The sequence below is a fragment of the Streptomyces sp. PL-25 genome (assembly GCF_058344915.1).
The window spans coordinates 415,802-429,325 of record NZ_CP136997.1; the positions used below are offsets into that span (position 1 = coordinate 415,802).

The window sequence follows — 13,524 nt, forward strand, 5'->3', positions numbered from 1 at the left end:
CACCCGGCGGCGGAACACCTCACCAGGGCGGCGCGGTACCTCCGCGCCGCCCTTCGGCGTACCGGCGGTTCCGCCTGGGTGCGGCCGACGACCGGCACTTCACAGGCACTTGGGGGCAGCTTCGGCAGACCCGCGTTGACACCACAAATGGTCTAGTCCACCTTGGGAGGGCCTCGGTTCGACCAGCGCGCACAGCGACCACCGCGCAGAGCCGAGTTCCGGCCGTTCGGCCCCGCACGCACCACACGCCCTGGAGTGATCCCATGCCGGAATCCGCCCCGTATCTGCATCGCGCTCCCTCGGCCCGCCCCTACTTCAGCTCGGACGGCGAGACCTACCTCGCCCAGACACCGCTGCGCGACATCGAGAAGTCCCGGCCGCTGCGCGTGCTGTCCGAGGAGGACTTCGCCTTCTGGCAGACCTACGGCTACGTCGTCGTCCGCGACGCCGTCTCGCCGGGCGCGGCCAAGAGCCTGCTGGAGTTCGCCTGGGAGTTCCAGGGCCTGGACCCGGACCGCCCCGAGACCTGGTACGAGGAACGCGAGTTCCGCTCGGACCTGGACCGCGACCTGCATGTGTACGGCTTCGTCGAGGCGTACCACCACCAGCTCCTGTGGGACAACCGGCAGGACCAGCGGGTCTACGACGCCTTCGTGGACGTGTGGGACTGCGAGGAGCTGTGGGTCACCCTCGACCGGCTCAACCTCAACCCGCCCAACCGGGGCAACCGTTCGCGCTCGCTGATCGCCCCCACCGACGAGGGTTTCGACATCGAGCTGCACTGGGACGTCGACACCACGCTCGGTGTGCTGCCGCAGCGGGTGCAGGGCATCCTCGCCCTCAACGACACCGACGCGGCGCTCGGCGGCTTCCAGTGCGCGCCCGAGCTGTTCCGGCGGTTCGAGCAGTGGCGCATCGAGCAGCCGCAGGACCGCGACCCGATCCGGCCGGCCGTCGACCGCGCCGAGTTCCCGGTGGTACGGCCCGAGCTGCGCGCCGGTGACCTGCTCATCTTCAACGGCCTGCTGGCGCACGGGGTCGCGCCCAACGTCTCCGAGCGGGGCGTGCGCGCCGCGCAGTACCTCTCCATGATGCCCGCGCTGGAGGAGCACGAGCAGCTGCGGCGCTCGCGCGTGGAGTCGTGGCGCACGCTCAGCACCCCGGACTGGAACCCGACGCTGCTCGGGGACGCCGTCCGGCCCGAGGCCGACCGGTACGGCCCGGCCACCCTGAACGGCCTGGGCCGCAAGCTGCTCGGGCTCGACTCCTGGAGCGGACGCGAGGACGCCGAGTGACCGGGCCGACCGCACCCGAGCGGATCTGCCTGGCCCTGCCCACCAACAGGGCGTGCTCCCCCACCCTCGCGGCCGTCGCCGCCGAAGCCGCCTACGCGGCGGCGCACTTCGGCGTCGAGGTCCACCTGCTCGTGCTCGACTCGTGCGACGAGCCGACCCGCGCCGAGCACGCCCGTGTCCTGGCCGGGCTGCCCGCCGCGCCGGGTGTGGTCACCCACCACCTCGACGAGGACCGGCAGCGGGTCTTCCTGCGGCGCGTGATCGAGCGCTCCGGACGTGCCGACGCCGGCCGGCTGCTGTCGCTGCTGCTGCCGGACGACGTCTCCTACGGCGCCTGCACCGACCGGGTGTTCCTGATCGCCGCCGCCCTCGGCTGCCGCTCGGTGCACCGCAGGGACTCCGACAGCGCCTACCAGACCTTCGAGGGCGCACCCGTCTTCCCCGTCCACCACGAGGCGGCCGCGCTGGGCCGGCCCGCCGCGCAGGTGGCGGACCTGGTGTCCGAGACGGTGCTCGACCCGGCCCTCGCCCGGCGTCCCGTCTCCATGGCCGGTGCCTCGTTCATCGGTGAACTCTCAGTGGACATCGGTGAGATGGCCGAGCTGGACGCGGCCGTCCACCACGACGTGGTGAGCCTGTGGGCGCCCGGCCACTGGTCCGAGGAGAGCCGGCGGGAGCTGGTCGAGGAGTCCTTCCGGGGCGCCGGGACCGATCCGTTCACCGGCGACCGCTCGACGCTGACGCTCGTCGACCCCATGCGGGTCGACATGTGCAACATCGCCTTCAGCCGCGCCGTGTACGAACGGGTGCCGCTGCCCCCGGCCACCCGCACCATCGGCAGCGACTACTTCCTCATCCACCTGGTGCACGACGCCACCCTGCCCGGGGTGCTGCACAACCGGCACATCGAGAACTTCTACACCCCGGAGCGGCGCACGGACACCGGGTTCCACGCCTACCAGACGCGGTTCGTGAAGTTCCTGCTGTCCATGCTCTACTTCCACTTCGTCTACGACCGGATGGCGGCGGCGGGCCCCGCCCTGCTCGACGGCGAGCAGCGGGTCCGGCCCGAGGCCGTCGCCGCGCTGCTGCGCGAGAGCACGCGTCTGGACCGGGACGAGAATTTGTGGCGCCTGGACCGCGTCGACACCGCCTACCGCAAACTCGGCGGCCGGTACGCGCAGTTCGCCGAGTCGCTGAGCACACAGCGCGAGCTGCTGCTCGACGAGGCCGTGCGCGACATCGAGGAGTTCGCCCTGCTGACCGACTCCTGGGCGGCGCTCACGCGCGCGGCCCGCGAGGACGCGGCTGGGCCCGACGGGACCGGGAGCACCAGCGGGTGAGCACGGACGACGTACCGGCGCGGCTGGCCCGCGCCCTGGCCGCCGCGGACTCGGACCGCCTCGTCTACGACCTCGCCGGGATCAGGGGCCAGTACCGGCGTCTGCTGGCCGAACTCCCCGGTGTGCGCGTGCGCTTCGCGGTGAAGGCGTGCCCGGTCGACGAGGTGCTGGACTGCCTCGCCCGGGAGGGCGCCGGCTTCGACGCGGCGAGCCCCGCCGAGATCGGGCAGGGCCTCGCCAGGGGCGTGCCCCCGGAGCGGATCCACTACGGCAACACCGTGAAGTCCGACGCGGCGATCGCCGAGGCGTACCGCCTGGGTGTGCGCACCTTCGCCACCGACAGCGTCCAGGACGTGGCGGCCCTCGCCGCGCACGCCCCCGGCTCCCGTGTCTTCTGCCGGCTGGCCACCACCGGCCAGGGCGCGCTGTGGGGGCTGAGCCGCAAGTTCGGCTGCTCGGCCGAGGACGCGGTGCGGGTGCTGGAGACGGCCCGCGCGGCGGGCCTGGTCCCGGCGGGGCTGTCCGTGCACGTCGGCTCGCAGCAGATGACGGCGGAGGCGTGGCGGGACGCGTTCGACACCCTCGCCGACGTGCTGACGGCACTCGCCGAGCGGGGCATCGTGCCCGATCTCGTCAACCTGGGCGGCGGGCTGCCCGCGCTCGGCTATCTCGACCGGCACGGCCAGCGGCTCGATCCGCCCCTGGACAAGATGTTCGCCGTCGTCCGGGAGGGCATGGAGCGGCTGCGCGAGGCCAGTCCCGTGCCCCTGGACTTCGTCATGGAGCCCGGCCGGCACCTGGTCGCCGACCACGGCGCGGTCCGCGCGCACGTGTACCGGCTGACCGCCCGGCAGCAGCCCGGCGGCGCCACCGCCCGCTGGCTCTACCTCAGTTGCGGCAAGTTCAACGGCCTCTACGAGATGGACCAGCTCTGCCACCGGCTGGTCTTCCCCGGCCACGTCGGCGCTCCGCTGGTGCCCGCGGTGGTCGCGGGCCCGACGTGCGACAGCGACGACACCTACGGCGCGGACGGCCACCGGACGCCGGTGCCGGAGGACCTCGCCTCCGGCGACCCGGTCTGGATCCTGTCCGCCGGTGCCTACGCCACCAGCTACATGACCCAGGGCTTCAACGGGTTCAGCCCGCTGGACTGCGCCACCACGGACACCGCGCCGGACGCCCCGGCGGGCACGGCGGCGGACGCGCTGCCGTACGCCGTGCCGGGCACCTGGGTGGCGGCCGGGCCGGAGGGGACGCACTGACGTGGACCACGCACCGCGCGTCCGCGCCCTCGCCGACGCCGACTGGCCGCAGGTCGCCGCCCTGGAGGCGGCGGCCTACGCCGGCAGCGGCCTCACCGAGGGGCAGGCCGCGCTGGAGTCCCGGGGCCGCGTCTCGCCCGGCACCTGCTTCGTGCTCGACCTGGGCGACCGGCTCGGCGGGTACGTCCTGGCCCTGCCCTACCCGGAGGCAGCCTTCCCCGACCTGACCGCGCCGGAGCGGGCCGCCCACCGCACCGCCAACCTGCATCTGCACGACCTGGTCGTGGACGAGCGCCTGCGCGGCCGAGGCCTGGGCGCCCGGCTGGCCGGGCATCTCACCGCCGTCGCGGCGGACCGGGGCTTCGAGCGGATGTCGCTGGTCGCCGTCGCCGGGCTCGAAGGCTTCTGGCGCGGGCTCGGCTACCGGGCGCACCGCGACATCGAGGTCCCGTCCGGCTACGGCCCCCACGCGCTGTACATGTCCACCAGGGTGCCTGTGCGCGGCCCCTCCTACAGGAAAGAAGCGGGCCGATGACGGTGCTCCGCGTCCGTGACGAGTCGGCCCGCGCCAAGTGGGCCGTCGCGGCACTGTTCTGTTTCCTCGGCTTCCAGTACGCCACCTGGACGAGCCGGCTGCCCGCCCTCAAGAGCCGGCTCGACCTGTCCGAACAGGAGCTGGGCCTGCTGCTGATGGCCTGCGGGGTGGGCGCGGTGGTGTCCTTCCCGCTGGTCTCGTACCTCATGCGGCGGCTCGGCTCGCGGCGGCTGTCGCTGGTGTCCGGGCTGTGCCTGGCGGTACTGCTCGCGGCCCTGTCGAAGGCGCCGGACTACCCGGTGGCACTGGTGATCATCTGCGCCGACGGGGTGGCCGTCGGCGCCCTGAACGTGGCCATGAACGCCCAGGGCGCCGCGCTGGAGAAGCGGTTCCGGCGCACGGTGATGTCCCAGTTGCACGCGACCTTCAGCGCGGGTCTGCTGGGCGCCGCGCTGCTGGCCTCCGGGGTGAACCTGCTGACCTCGGCCGTCACGGCGCACTTCGCCGTGGCGTTCGTCCTGCTGCTGGTGCTGCTGGCCTGCGCGCGGCGCGGCCTGCTCGACGAGCCCGAACCGGCCGCGGGGACGGCGCCCCAGGAGGCCGGTGCGGCCGAGGGCGCGGACGCGGCGGCGGACGCTCCCGCCGGGCGGCGCCGCAAGAGGCTGAGCCTGCCCGGACGCGCGACCCTGTGGATGGGCTGCGCGATGGTGTTCGGCACCATCACCGAGGGCGCCATGAACGACTGGTCCGCGCTCTACATGAAGGACATCGCCAAGGCGTCGGCGACCGTGGCGCCGTTGGGCATCGCCGTCGTCTCGGTCATGATGCTGCTGGCCCGTGTCTTCGCCGACCGCTGGCGCACCCGCTGGGGCGACGGCCGCGTGGTCGTCTGCGGGAGCGCCGTCGCGGGAGTCGGACTGGCCCTGGCGCTGCTGGCCGGCGGTGTCGTGCCGACCCTGCTCGGGTTCGCCTGCGTGGGCCTGGGCGCCGCCGCCGTCACCCCGTGCGTGTACGTGGCCGCCGCCGCGGGCGGTTCGGACGCGCTCGCGCTGGTGGCGGCCATGGGCACCACCGGTCTGCTGATCGGGCCCGCCCTGATCGGCTTCATCGCGGGCTGGGGCGGCCTGGTGGTCGGCATGTCCGCCGTGGCGGTCTCGGCGCTGATCGTCTCCCTCGCGGGCACCCGGATCAGCTGGAGCACCCACGCCCCGGCCGCCCCGGCGGCTGCTCCGGACGACCGGGCGGCCGGGAACCACCCGGTGGCCGGGGAGCCGCGGGCGGCCGAGGACCGGCCGGTCGCCGAGGGCCTCACTCCCTGAGTGTCGTCGCGGTCGGCCGGCGGGACGCGCCGGTCGCACCGCGGACACCGCTCAGCGGACGCAGCCGGTAGGTGTAGCGGTAGTCGCGGTCGGCGAGGAGCTTGTACTCGTCGTGGGTGTGCGCGCCCCAGCTGTTGTCGCCGCCCACGCCCATCTGGCGGTGGTTCAGCCGCAGGACGACCTCCTCGCGCGCGGTGAGCTGGTAGTCGTGGCGCGCGCCGAGCGACAGGTCCTCCGGGGTGAAGTGCGAGGCATTGAACTCCAGCAGCGGTTCGCCGGAGGCGAGCAGGCCGTTGCCGTCGCCGTCGGTCAGCGCGACCCAGCGCACATCGGTCTTGTTGCCGTTCTCCTGCGGGCGGATGTACGGGGTCCACTGGCCGGACACGGTCCCGGAGTACAGTCCGACGTCGGTGCCGTCGTTGCGGTCCCAGTGGTTCTCCTCCGGGCCGCGCCCGTAGTAGTGGAGGTGCTCCAGGCGGCCCGGCAGAAGCAGCAGTGTGCCGACCTCCGGCAGGTAGGGCAGGCTCGCCGCCCCCGGGTGCAGGGTGTTGTCCACCTTGATCTCGGCGTTGCCGAACACGGTGTACGTGGTGGTGTAGGCCGAGGCGACGGTGGTGGGCAGGGTGCCGGTGACCGCGATCTCCACGGCCCGCTCGCCCAGGGCCCGTACGGCGACACCGGTCACCGTGCGGCGGGCGCCCGCGTCGCGCCAAGTCTGGTTGCGGGTGTGCTGGCCGTTGCCGCGGTCGTTGTCGGTGGGGGCCCGCCAGAAGTTCGGTACGGGTCCCGAGGTGATCAGGCGGCGGCCGCGGGCCTCGTAGGAGGTGATGACGCCGGTGCTCCGGTCGACGGTCACGGAGAAGTCCCGGCCGGTGACGGTGATCGTGCGTCCGTCGTCCCGGTGGCGCAGGGCCGGGACGCTCTCCAGCGGCCGCGGGGTGACGGCCGGGCTGCCCGCGTCGACGGGGAGCTGTGCCTTGGCCACCTCGAACTCGGCCTCCGCCCATGGGGTGGACTCCCTTGTGGTGAAGGAGAGTTCGAGGAAGTACTCGGTGCCCGGGGCGGGTGCGGCGGGCAGGACGAGGGGCACGGTGATGTCCTTGCGGGACAGCGGGGCCACGTCGAGCTGCGCGCGGGTCAGCCTGCCGCGGCGCACCGCCTTCCCGTCCGCCACCAGCGTCCAACCCGCGTCGAATTCGCGGAGGTTGGTGAACAGGTACTCGTTGGTGAGGGTGAGCGCCCCGGAGGAAAGGGCCCCAGAGGCGCGCGCCCCGGCGCCCGCGGCCGGGCTCACGCCGATCGCCTGGTAGATCCGTTTGACCTCGGCCGCCTTGCCGGTGTGGCCGCGGTCGGCGGTGACGATCCCGTCGGCCTGGAAGTTGCCGTCGTTCGGGTTGTCGCCCCAGTCGCCGCCGTAGGCGAGGAACGTCCGCTCCCCGGACCGCTCGCGTCGCACCCCGGCGGTGGCGGCGTCGAACCAGAACCGTACGCCCTCGTCGCCCGGTGTGCGCGCGTCGGAGGCGAGTTCGGCCGCGCTCAGGGCGCGGGCGTACACCCGGGCCCGGCGGATGGTGCCGCTGAACGCGCGGGTCGGGTTGTCCACGTCGCCGCCGAGCGCGAGCGGCGCCGTGTTGGAGCCGGGCCGCACGGTGGTGGCCCGGGTGGCGCGGGCCGCGCCGTCGACGTACAGGGTGAGGGTGCCGGACCGGTCGTCGAAGACACCGGCGACATGGTGCTCGGTTCCGGTCCAGCCGTCCGGCAGCTCCCAGCTCGCGGTGATCCACTGCCCGGCGGCGTGGATGAAGAACTCCAGCCGGGAGTCGGTCTGCTTCAGGGCGTACTGGGTGTCGCCCTTGGCCACCAGCGGCTGGTGGTAGCCGGTCGCCCGCGGGGTGATCCACGCCTCCAGGGTGAGGGAGCCGGTGAGGTCGAGGCGGTCGTCGCGGGCGAAGACGGTGGTGCCGGAGACGCCCTCGCCCCGGGTGAAGCCCGCGTGGGCCGGCAACACCTCGCCGGTGAGCGCGGCCGGTCCCGTCTCGGTGAGCGAAGTGCGTTCGGGGGTGGGCCAGTTCAGGCCCTGGTCGACGAAGTCCCAGATCCAGCCGCCCTGGAGCACGTCGTGGCGGCGGACGATGTCCCAGTACTTCTTGAAGTTGCCGTTCGAGTTCCCCATCGCGTGGCAGTACTCGATCATGACGTACGGCCGGGTGTCGCCCGTGTCCCTGGCGCGTTCCTCGATCCGGGCGGGGCTCTCGTACATGGCGGAGCGGATGTCGCTGATCCCCGGCCGGTCGTCGCCCTCGTACTGGATGACCCGGGTGGTGTCGTAGGAGCGGATCCAGTCGTGCATGGCGACGAAGGTGCTGCCGCCGCCCGCCTCGTTGCCCAGGGACCAGATGACGACGCAGGCGTGGTTCTTGTCGCGGTGCACCATGTTCTGCGCGCGGGCGACGCAGGCGCGGGTCCAGTCGGGGTGGTCGCCGGGGAAGCGGTCGCGGATGCCGTGTGTCTCCAGGTTGGTCTCGTCCACCAGGTACAGCCCGTACTCGTCGGCCAGTTCGAGCCAGTGCGGGTTGTTGGGGTAGTGCGAGGTGCGGACGCTGTTCATGTTCAGCCGCTTGATGGTCCGGATGTCCTCGGCCATGTCCGCGCGGGTCAGTGCCGTGCCCCGGTCGGGGTGCATCTCGTGGCGGTTGGTGCCGCGCAGCGAGACGGGCTTGCCGTTGATGCGCATCAGCCCGTCCCGCAGGGCGAACTCGCGCAGGCCCACCCGGTGCGAGAGGGTCTCGGTCACCTTGCCCGCCGGGTCGCGCAGCCGCAGCACGGCGGTGTACAGCTCGGGGTGCTCGGCCGACCACAGCCGGGGCGCGGGGACGGCCCGGGAGCCGTGCACCGTCACGTCCTGCCCGGCGGGCACGGAGCCGAGGTCCGCGCTCTGCTCCAGCGGGCGCGGCCAGACGGCGTGTCCGCGCGGGTCGTACAGCTGGGTCTCCACGGTGTACCGGCCCTCGCGCGCGCCGCCGTAGGCCCGTACGCTCGCGGTCACCGCCAGGTCGGCGGCGGTGTACCCGTCGCGCAGCGGGGTCTCCAGCCTGAAGTCGCGCAGATGCACGTCGGGCGTGGAGTACAGATAGACCGAGCGGAAGATGCCGCTCACCCGGATCATGTCCTGGTCCTCCAGCCAGTCGCCGTCCGAGTAGCGGTACACCTCGACGGCGATCTGGTTGGTGCCCGGCTCCAGGTACGGCGTGATGTCGTACTCGGCGGGGGTGTACGAGTCCTCGTGGTAGCCCGCCGGTTTGCCGTTGATCCACACGTAGTGCGCGGACTTGACCCCTTCGAAGTGCAGGAACGTCCGCCGCCCCGCCCAGTCGCGCGGCACGGTGAAGGTGCGCCGGTAGCGGCCCACGGGGTTGTGGCGGGTGGGCGCGGCGGGCGGCTGCGGCTCCTCGCCCAGGCCGTTGGCTCCCCAGTAGGGGTAGGTGATGTTGACGTAGATCGGGACGTCGTGGCCGTGCGTCTGCCACACCGAGGGGACGGGGAGGGTGTCCCAGGAGGAGTCGTCCAGGTCGGTGCGGTAGAAGGTGTCGTCGCCCTGGTCGGGGCGGGCCGACCAGGCGAAACGCCAGGTCCCGTCGAGGCTCTGCCGGTAGGGCGAGCGGGTGCGGTCGGCCCTGAGCGCCTGGTCCGTGCCGGCGTAGGGCATGAGCGTGGTGTGCGGGGGCTCGGTCCCGAGCCGGAAGACGTCGATGTGGCCGTTCCACTCCGTGCCGGTGGCCGTCGGCCCGTCGCCGGCGGCCGCGGACGCCGGGCCCGGGAGCGCGGGCACGGCGAAGGCTCCGAGGACCGCGGCTCCCGCTCCGATCAGACGGCGGCGGCTGACGACCGGCCGGGCGGGACCGTGCGCGGCGGACGGGTGCGGGTGCTGCATGACCATGGCCTTCCTCGATGCTGGACAGTGCGCCGCCGTGGGGAGCGGAGCGCCGGCAACTGTCCGATGCTGTTGGTAAACCGAACACGAGCTTTCGTCGGTCGCCGGGTCGGCGACAGGAGCGATGTCGGTATGTCGAACGGAAGTTGACGCCGGTACAGATCGCTGACGCTGGTGGCAGAGGGGGCTGTGGAACCAGGCACACCCTAGGACCCGGACGCAACCGAGGCAATGATGCTGTCGGACTGTGTTCGTTCTTGGTGAACGGCCGGAAGCGTATCGGCCCACCCCACCACAGCGTCCGGATAATGAGACAGCGTTGCCGCATATTGATACATGGTATTTACATGCGTCTTATGCGCAGCCCAGACACCCCGACCGCCCCCACCGGTACCCCCACGCCCCCGGCCGGGACCTCCCCTGCCGACCGCGCCGCCCGCCGGGCCGTCACCGTCTTCCCCGTCCTCGTCATCGCCGCGGGCGCCGCCGGTCTCGCCTTCCCCGGCACCTTCGCCGGATACGGCACCGACGTGCCCTATCTGCTCGGCGTGATCATGTTCTGCATGGGGCTCACCATGTCCCTGGAGGACTTCAAGGGCGTGGCGCGACGGCCCTGGGTGGTCCTGCTCGGTCTGGCCGCCCACTACGTGATCATGCCGGGACTCGGCTGGCTGATCGCGCACCTGCTGCACCTGTCGCCCGCGCTCGCCGCCGGTGTCATCCTCGTCGGCTGCGCGCCCAGCGGCACCGCCTCCAACGTGGTCACCTACCTGGCCCGCGGCGACGTGGCCCTGTCGGTCTCCGTGGCGACCGTCTCCACCGTGCTGGCCCCGTTGCTGACCCCGCCGCTCACCCTGCTGCTCGCGGGCCAGTACCTGCCCGTCGACGCGGGCTCGATGGTGACCGACATCCTCAAGACGGTGCTGCTGCCCGTGCTCGGCGGTGTGGTGGTGCGCCTGGTCGCCGGGCGGTACATCGGCCGGGTGCTCGGCGCCATGCCGTGGCTGTCCTCGCTGGCCATCGCCGCGATCGTCGCGGTGGTCGTCGCGGGCAGCGCGCACGCACTGAAGTCCGCCGCCCTCACCGTCCTGCTGGCGGTCGTGCTGCACAACGGCTGCGGGCTCGCCCTCGGCTACGGCTGCGGCAGGCTCACCCGGCTCGGCCGGCCCGCCTCCCGCGCGATGGCCTTCGAGGTCGGCATGCAGAACTCCGGCCTCGCCGCCTCGCTCGCCACCGCCCACTTCAGCCCGCTGGCCGCCCTGCCCGCCGCCGTCTTCTCCGTCTGGCACAACATCTCCGGCGCGCTGGTCGCCGCGTGGATGGCCCGGCGCACCCCCCGCGCGGCAGAGGCCGCCGAGGGATGATGCTCCGCGGCTGACCCGTCCCTCCTGGCCTCCGTCCTGGCGTCCGCCGCCGGAGCGGACGCCAGGAGGGACGGGTCAGCCGTGCCACGGCTCGTCGGCCTGCTCGTCGGCGCGGCCCGCCGGGGCCGTGGCGTCCGGCAGCAGCAACCGGAAGGTGCAGCCGCGGCCGGGCCGGTTGTCCAGTTCGAGGCGTCCGCCGTGCGCCGCCGCGATGGCGGCGGCGATGGCGAGCCCGAGGCCGGACCCCGGTTCGGCGCCGGGCCCGGTGGCCGCTCCCCCGCAGGGGCCGGGCGGGGTCGCGGAAGAAGCGTTCGAAGACGTGCGGGGCCTCGTCGGGGCGGATGCCGGGGCCGTCGTCCGCGACCTCGACGACACAGACGGGGCTGCCGGGCGGCAGCCTCCAGCCGCTGCCGAGGGTCCCCCCGGCGGCATCGGCGCGAGTGGCGCCGACCCGGACCCGGACGCCGCTGCCCGCGGGTGTGTGGACACAGGCGTTGGAGAGCAGATTGCCCACGACCTGTGCCAGCTGGTGCGGGTCGCCGGGCGCCTCGATGACGTCCAGGGCGTGTTCGGCCTCAGCGGGGCGGGTCACGAGCGGTTCCAGGGCGATGGCCCGGTGGGGGTGGCGTACCGCGGTGGTGGCAATGGCGTCGGCCGCGAGGGAGAGCAGGTCGACCGGTTCCCGGTGCGCCACCGGGGCGTCACCGAGCTTGGCGAGCAGGAACAGGTCGTCGACGAGCCGGCTCATGCGGTCGGCGTTGTGCGCGATCAGAGCGTGCGCCTCCTGGCGCCTCCGGTCGGACATGCCGGGTTCGTCGAGGAGGAGTTCGGCAAACCCCTGGATGGCGGTGAGCGGGGTGCGCAGCTCGTGCCCGGCGTCCGCCATGAAGTGGCGCAGCCGCGCCTCGGAGGTCTCCGTGCGGTGCAGGGCGGTGCGCAGACGGTCGAGCATGGTGTTCAGGGCCCGGCCGAGCCGGCCGACCTCGGTGTCCGGTTCGGCCACCGGGACGTTGAGTTCCAGGGCGCCCTCGGTGATGCGCTGGGCGGTGTGCTCGACGCGGGTCAGCGGCCGCAGCCCGAGCCGGACGGCGCTGCTGCCGAGGGCGCCGACCGTGACGGCGACGGCGGCGCCGAGACCGAGGCTCAGCCAGAGGAGTTTCGCGGTGGCGCCGTCCACGGTGTCCAGCGGCAGGGCCACGACGGTGCGCATCCGGTCGGGCCCGGGGTAGGCGATCACGCGCCAGCCGGAGCCCGGGGACCCGTCCTCGGCCGCGACGGTGCTCGGGCGCCCGGCCGGCAGATCCAGTTCCGCCGCGTGCCGCGGCAGCCTGGGTCCGGGGCCGTCGTCGCTGCCCAGCGACGCGGGCAGCAGGTTGCCGCCGGTGTCGTAGAAGTAGACGCGGTAGTCCGAGGGCAGCGCGTCGTCCGGGCGGGGCGGCCGTGGCGCCGTACCCGCGGCCAGGTCCTCGTAGACCCCGTCCGGGGGGCGGAAGTGGGAGAGCCGGTGGTCCACCTGGTCGGTGAGCCAGCCGCGCAGGACCGTCAGCCCGGCGAGCTGGCACAGCAGGACGGCGCCGGTGGCCAGCAGGCAGGAGAGCAGCACCAGGCGGCTGCGCAGGGACCGCGGGCGCAGCCGGCGCAGCCCTCTCACCGGCCGGCCGCGCGCGTGTCGTCGCGCGGCAGCCGCAGGCAGTAGCCGACCCCGCGCACGGTGTGGATCAGCGCGGGAGGAAAGCGGTCCACCTTGCGGCGCAGGTTCTTGATGTAGGTGTCGACGATACGGGTGTCGCCGGAGAAGTCGTAGCGCCAGACCTGCTGGAGGATCTCGGCCTTCTCCAGCACCCGTTCGGGGTGGGCCAGCAGACAGGCCAGCAGCCGGAACTCGGTGGGCGAGAGCTTCAGCGGATGGCCGGCGCGCCGTACGTCGCGGGTGGCCGCGTCCAGGGTGAGGTCGGCGTAGCGCAGGGGCGGGCTGCTGCCGGTGGTGGAGGCGGGGGCGTTGCTGCGGCGCAGGATGGCGCGGATGCGCAGCAGCACCTCCTGGACGTGGAAGGGCTTGGTGACGTAGTCGTCGCCGCCCGAGCTGAGGCCGATGATCCGGTCCTCGACCCCGGTCCGTGCGGTGAGGAACAGCACCGGGGTGTACACGCCCTGTGCGCGCAGCTCGCGGGTGAGCCGGAAGCCGTCGGTGTCGGGCAGCACGACGTCCAGGACGATCAGATGGGGACGGCGGCCCGCGGCCTCGGCCATGGCCTCCTGTCCGCTGGCCGCGCTCGCCACGGCGTATCCGGCCACGCCGAGCGCGGAGGTGAGCAGGGCGCGGATGCTGGCGTCGTCCTCCACCACCAGGACCGTGTGCCCGGCGGCGGACGTGCGCGGTGAGCTGTGCGGGTCGGTCACGTGCTGGCACCTCGGGATACGGACGGGGCGGGAGCGGGGCCGGGCGGTCGCGGCCTCGGCCCGCGCAAGGGTAGG

9 protein-coding genes and 1 pseudogene are annotated in these 13,524 nt (G+C 73.4%); 6 read left to right on the forward strand and 4 right to left on the reverse strand.

The features are described from left to right. Positions 1-263 precede the first annotated feature (263 nt). Genes R4Z62_RS01725 through R4Z62_RS01745 form a run of 5 tightly spaced genes read left to right on the forward strand, consistent with a single transcriptional unit; the run spans position 264 to position 5,754 of the window. Positions 264-1,295: a phytanoyl-CoA dioxygenase family protein gene (locus tag R4Z62_RS01725; RefSeq protein ID WP_355480745.1), complete on the forward strand. Its 1,032-nt coding sequence runs from the start codon at positions 264-266 to the stop codon at positions 1,293-1,295. After that, a complete protein-coding gene (locus R4Z62_RS01730; protein WP_491518934.1) occupies positions 1,292-2,638 on the forward strand; it encodes a DUF6271 family protein in 1,347 nt (448 codons plus the stop codon). The genes R4Z62_RS01725 and R4Z62_RS01730 overlap by 4 nt, the downstream gene beginning before the upstream one ends. After that, positions 2,635-3,900 carry a type III PLP-dependent enzyme gene (locus tag R4Z62_RS01735; protein WP_491518935.1) on the forward strand — a complete coding sequence of 422 codons (1,266 nt, stop codon included), beginning with the start codon at positions 2,635-2,637 and terminating at the stop codon, positions 3,898-3,900. The genes R4Z62_RS01730 and R4Z62_RS01735 overlap by 4 nt, the downstream gene beginning before the upstream one ends. Position 3,901: 1 nt before the next feature. Next, the gene (locus R4Z62_RS01740; RefSeq protein WP_382847191.1) at positions 3,902-4,435 is read left to right on the forward strand and encodes a GNAT family N-acetyltransferase; all 534 of its coding nucleotides are present in this window, start codon (positions 3,902-3,904) and stop codon (positions 4,433-4,435) included. Then, positions 4,432-5,754: an MFS transporter gene (locus R4Z62_RS01745; protein WP_491518936.1), complete on the forward strand. Its 1,323-nt coding sequence runs from the start codon at positions 4,432-4,434 to the stop codon at positions 5,752-5,754. Before R4Z62_RS01740 ends, R4Z62_RS01745 begins: the two co-directional genes overlap by 4 nt. Here R4Z62_RS01745 and R4Z62_RS01750 read toward each other — a convergent pair. Next, on the reverse strand, positions 5,744-9,691 hold the full coding sequence (locus R4Z62_RS01750) for a glycoside hydrolase family 2 TIM barrel-domain containing protein (RefSeq protein ID WP_491518937.1): 3,948 nt from the start codon (positions 9,689-9,691) through the stop codon (positions 5,744-5,746). The two genes, R4Z62_RS01745 and R4Z62_RS01750, sit on opposite strands and share 11 nt — an antisense overlap. Positions 9,692-10,041: 350 nt before the next feature. Here R4Z62_RS01750 and R4Z62_RS01755 point away from each other — a divergent pair, with 350 nt between their 5' ends. Then, positions 10,042-11,049 carry a bile acid:sodium symporter family protein gene (locus R4Z62_RS01755; RefSeq protein ID WP_491518938.1) on the forward strand — a complete coding sequence of 336 codons (1,008 nt, stop codon included), beginning with the start codon at positions 10,042-10,044 and terminating at the stop codon, positions 11,047-11,049. A gap of 75 nt (positions 11,050-11,124) precedes the next feature. Here R4Z62_RS01755 and R4Z62_RS01760 read toward each other — a convergent pair whose 3' ends face one another. The 3 genes and pseudogenes from R4Z62_RS01760 to R4Z62_RS01770 form a co-directional block, all read right to left on the reverse strand. Beyond that, complete coding sequence (locus R4Z62_RS01760) at positions 11,125-11,481, reverse strand: ATP-binding protein (protein WP_491521821.1); 357 nt, start codon at positions 11,479-11,481, stop codon at positions 11,125-11,127. Next, a pseudogene (locus R4Z62_RS01765) lies at positions 11,378-12,259 on the reverse strand (sensor histidine kinase); the annotation flags it as partial. The gene R4Z62_RS01760 and the pseudogene R4Z62_RS01765, both read right to left, overlap by 104 nt. A 437-nt stretch (positions 12,260-12,696) precedes the next feature. Further along, a complete protein-coding gene (locus R4Z62_RS01770; protein ID WP_491518939.1) occupies positions 12,697-13,449 on the reverse strand; it encodes a response regulator transcription factor in 753 nt (250 codons plus the stop codon). Between the last annotated feature and the right edge of the window lie 75 nt (positions 13,450-13,524).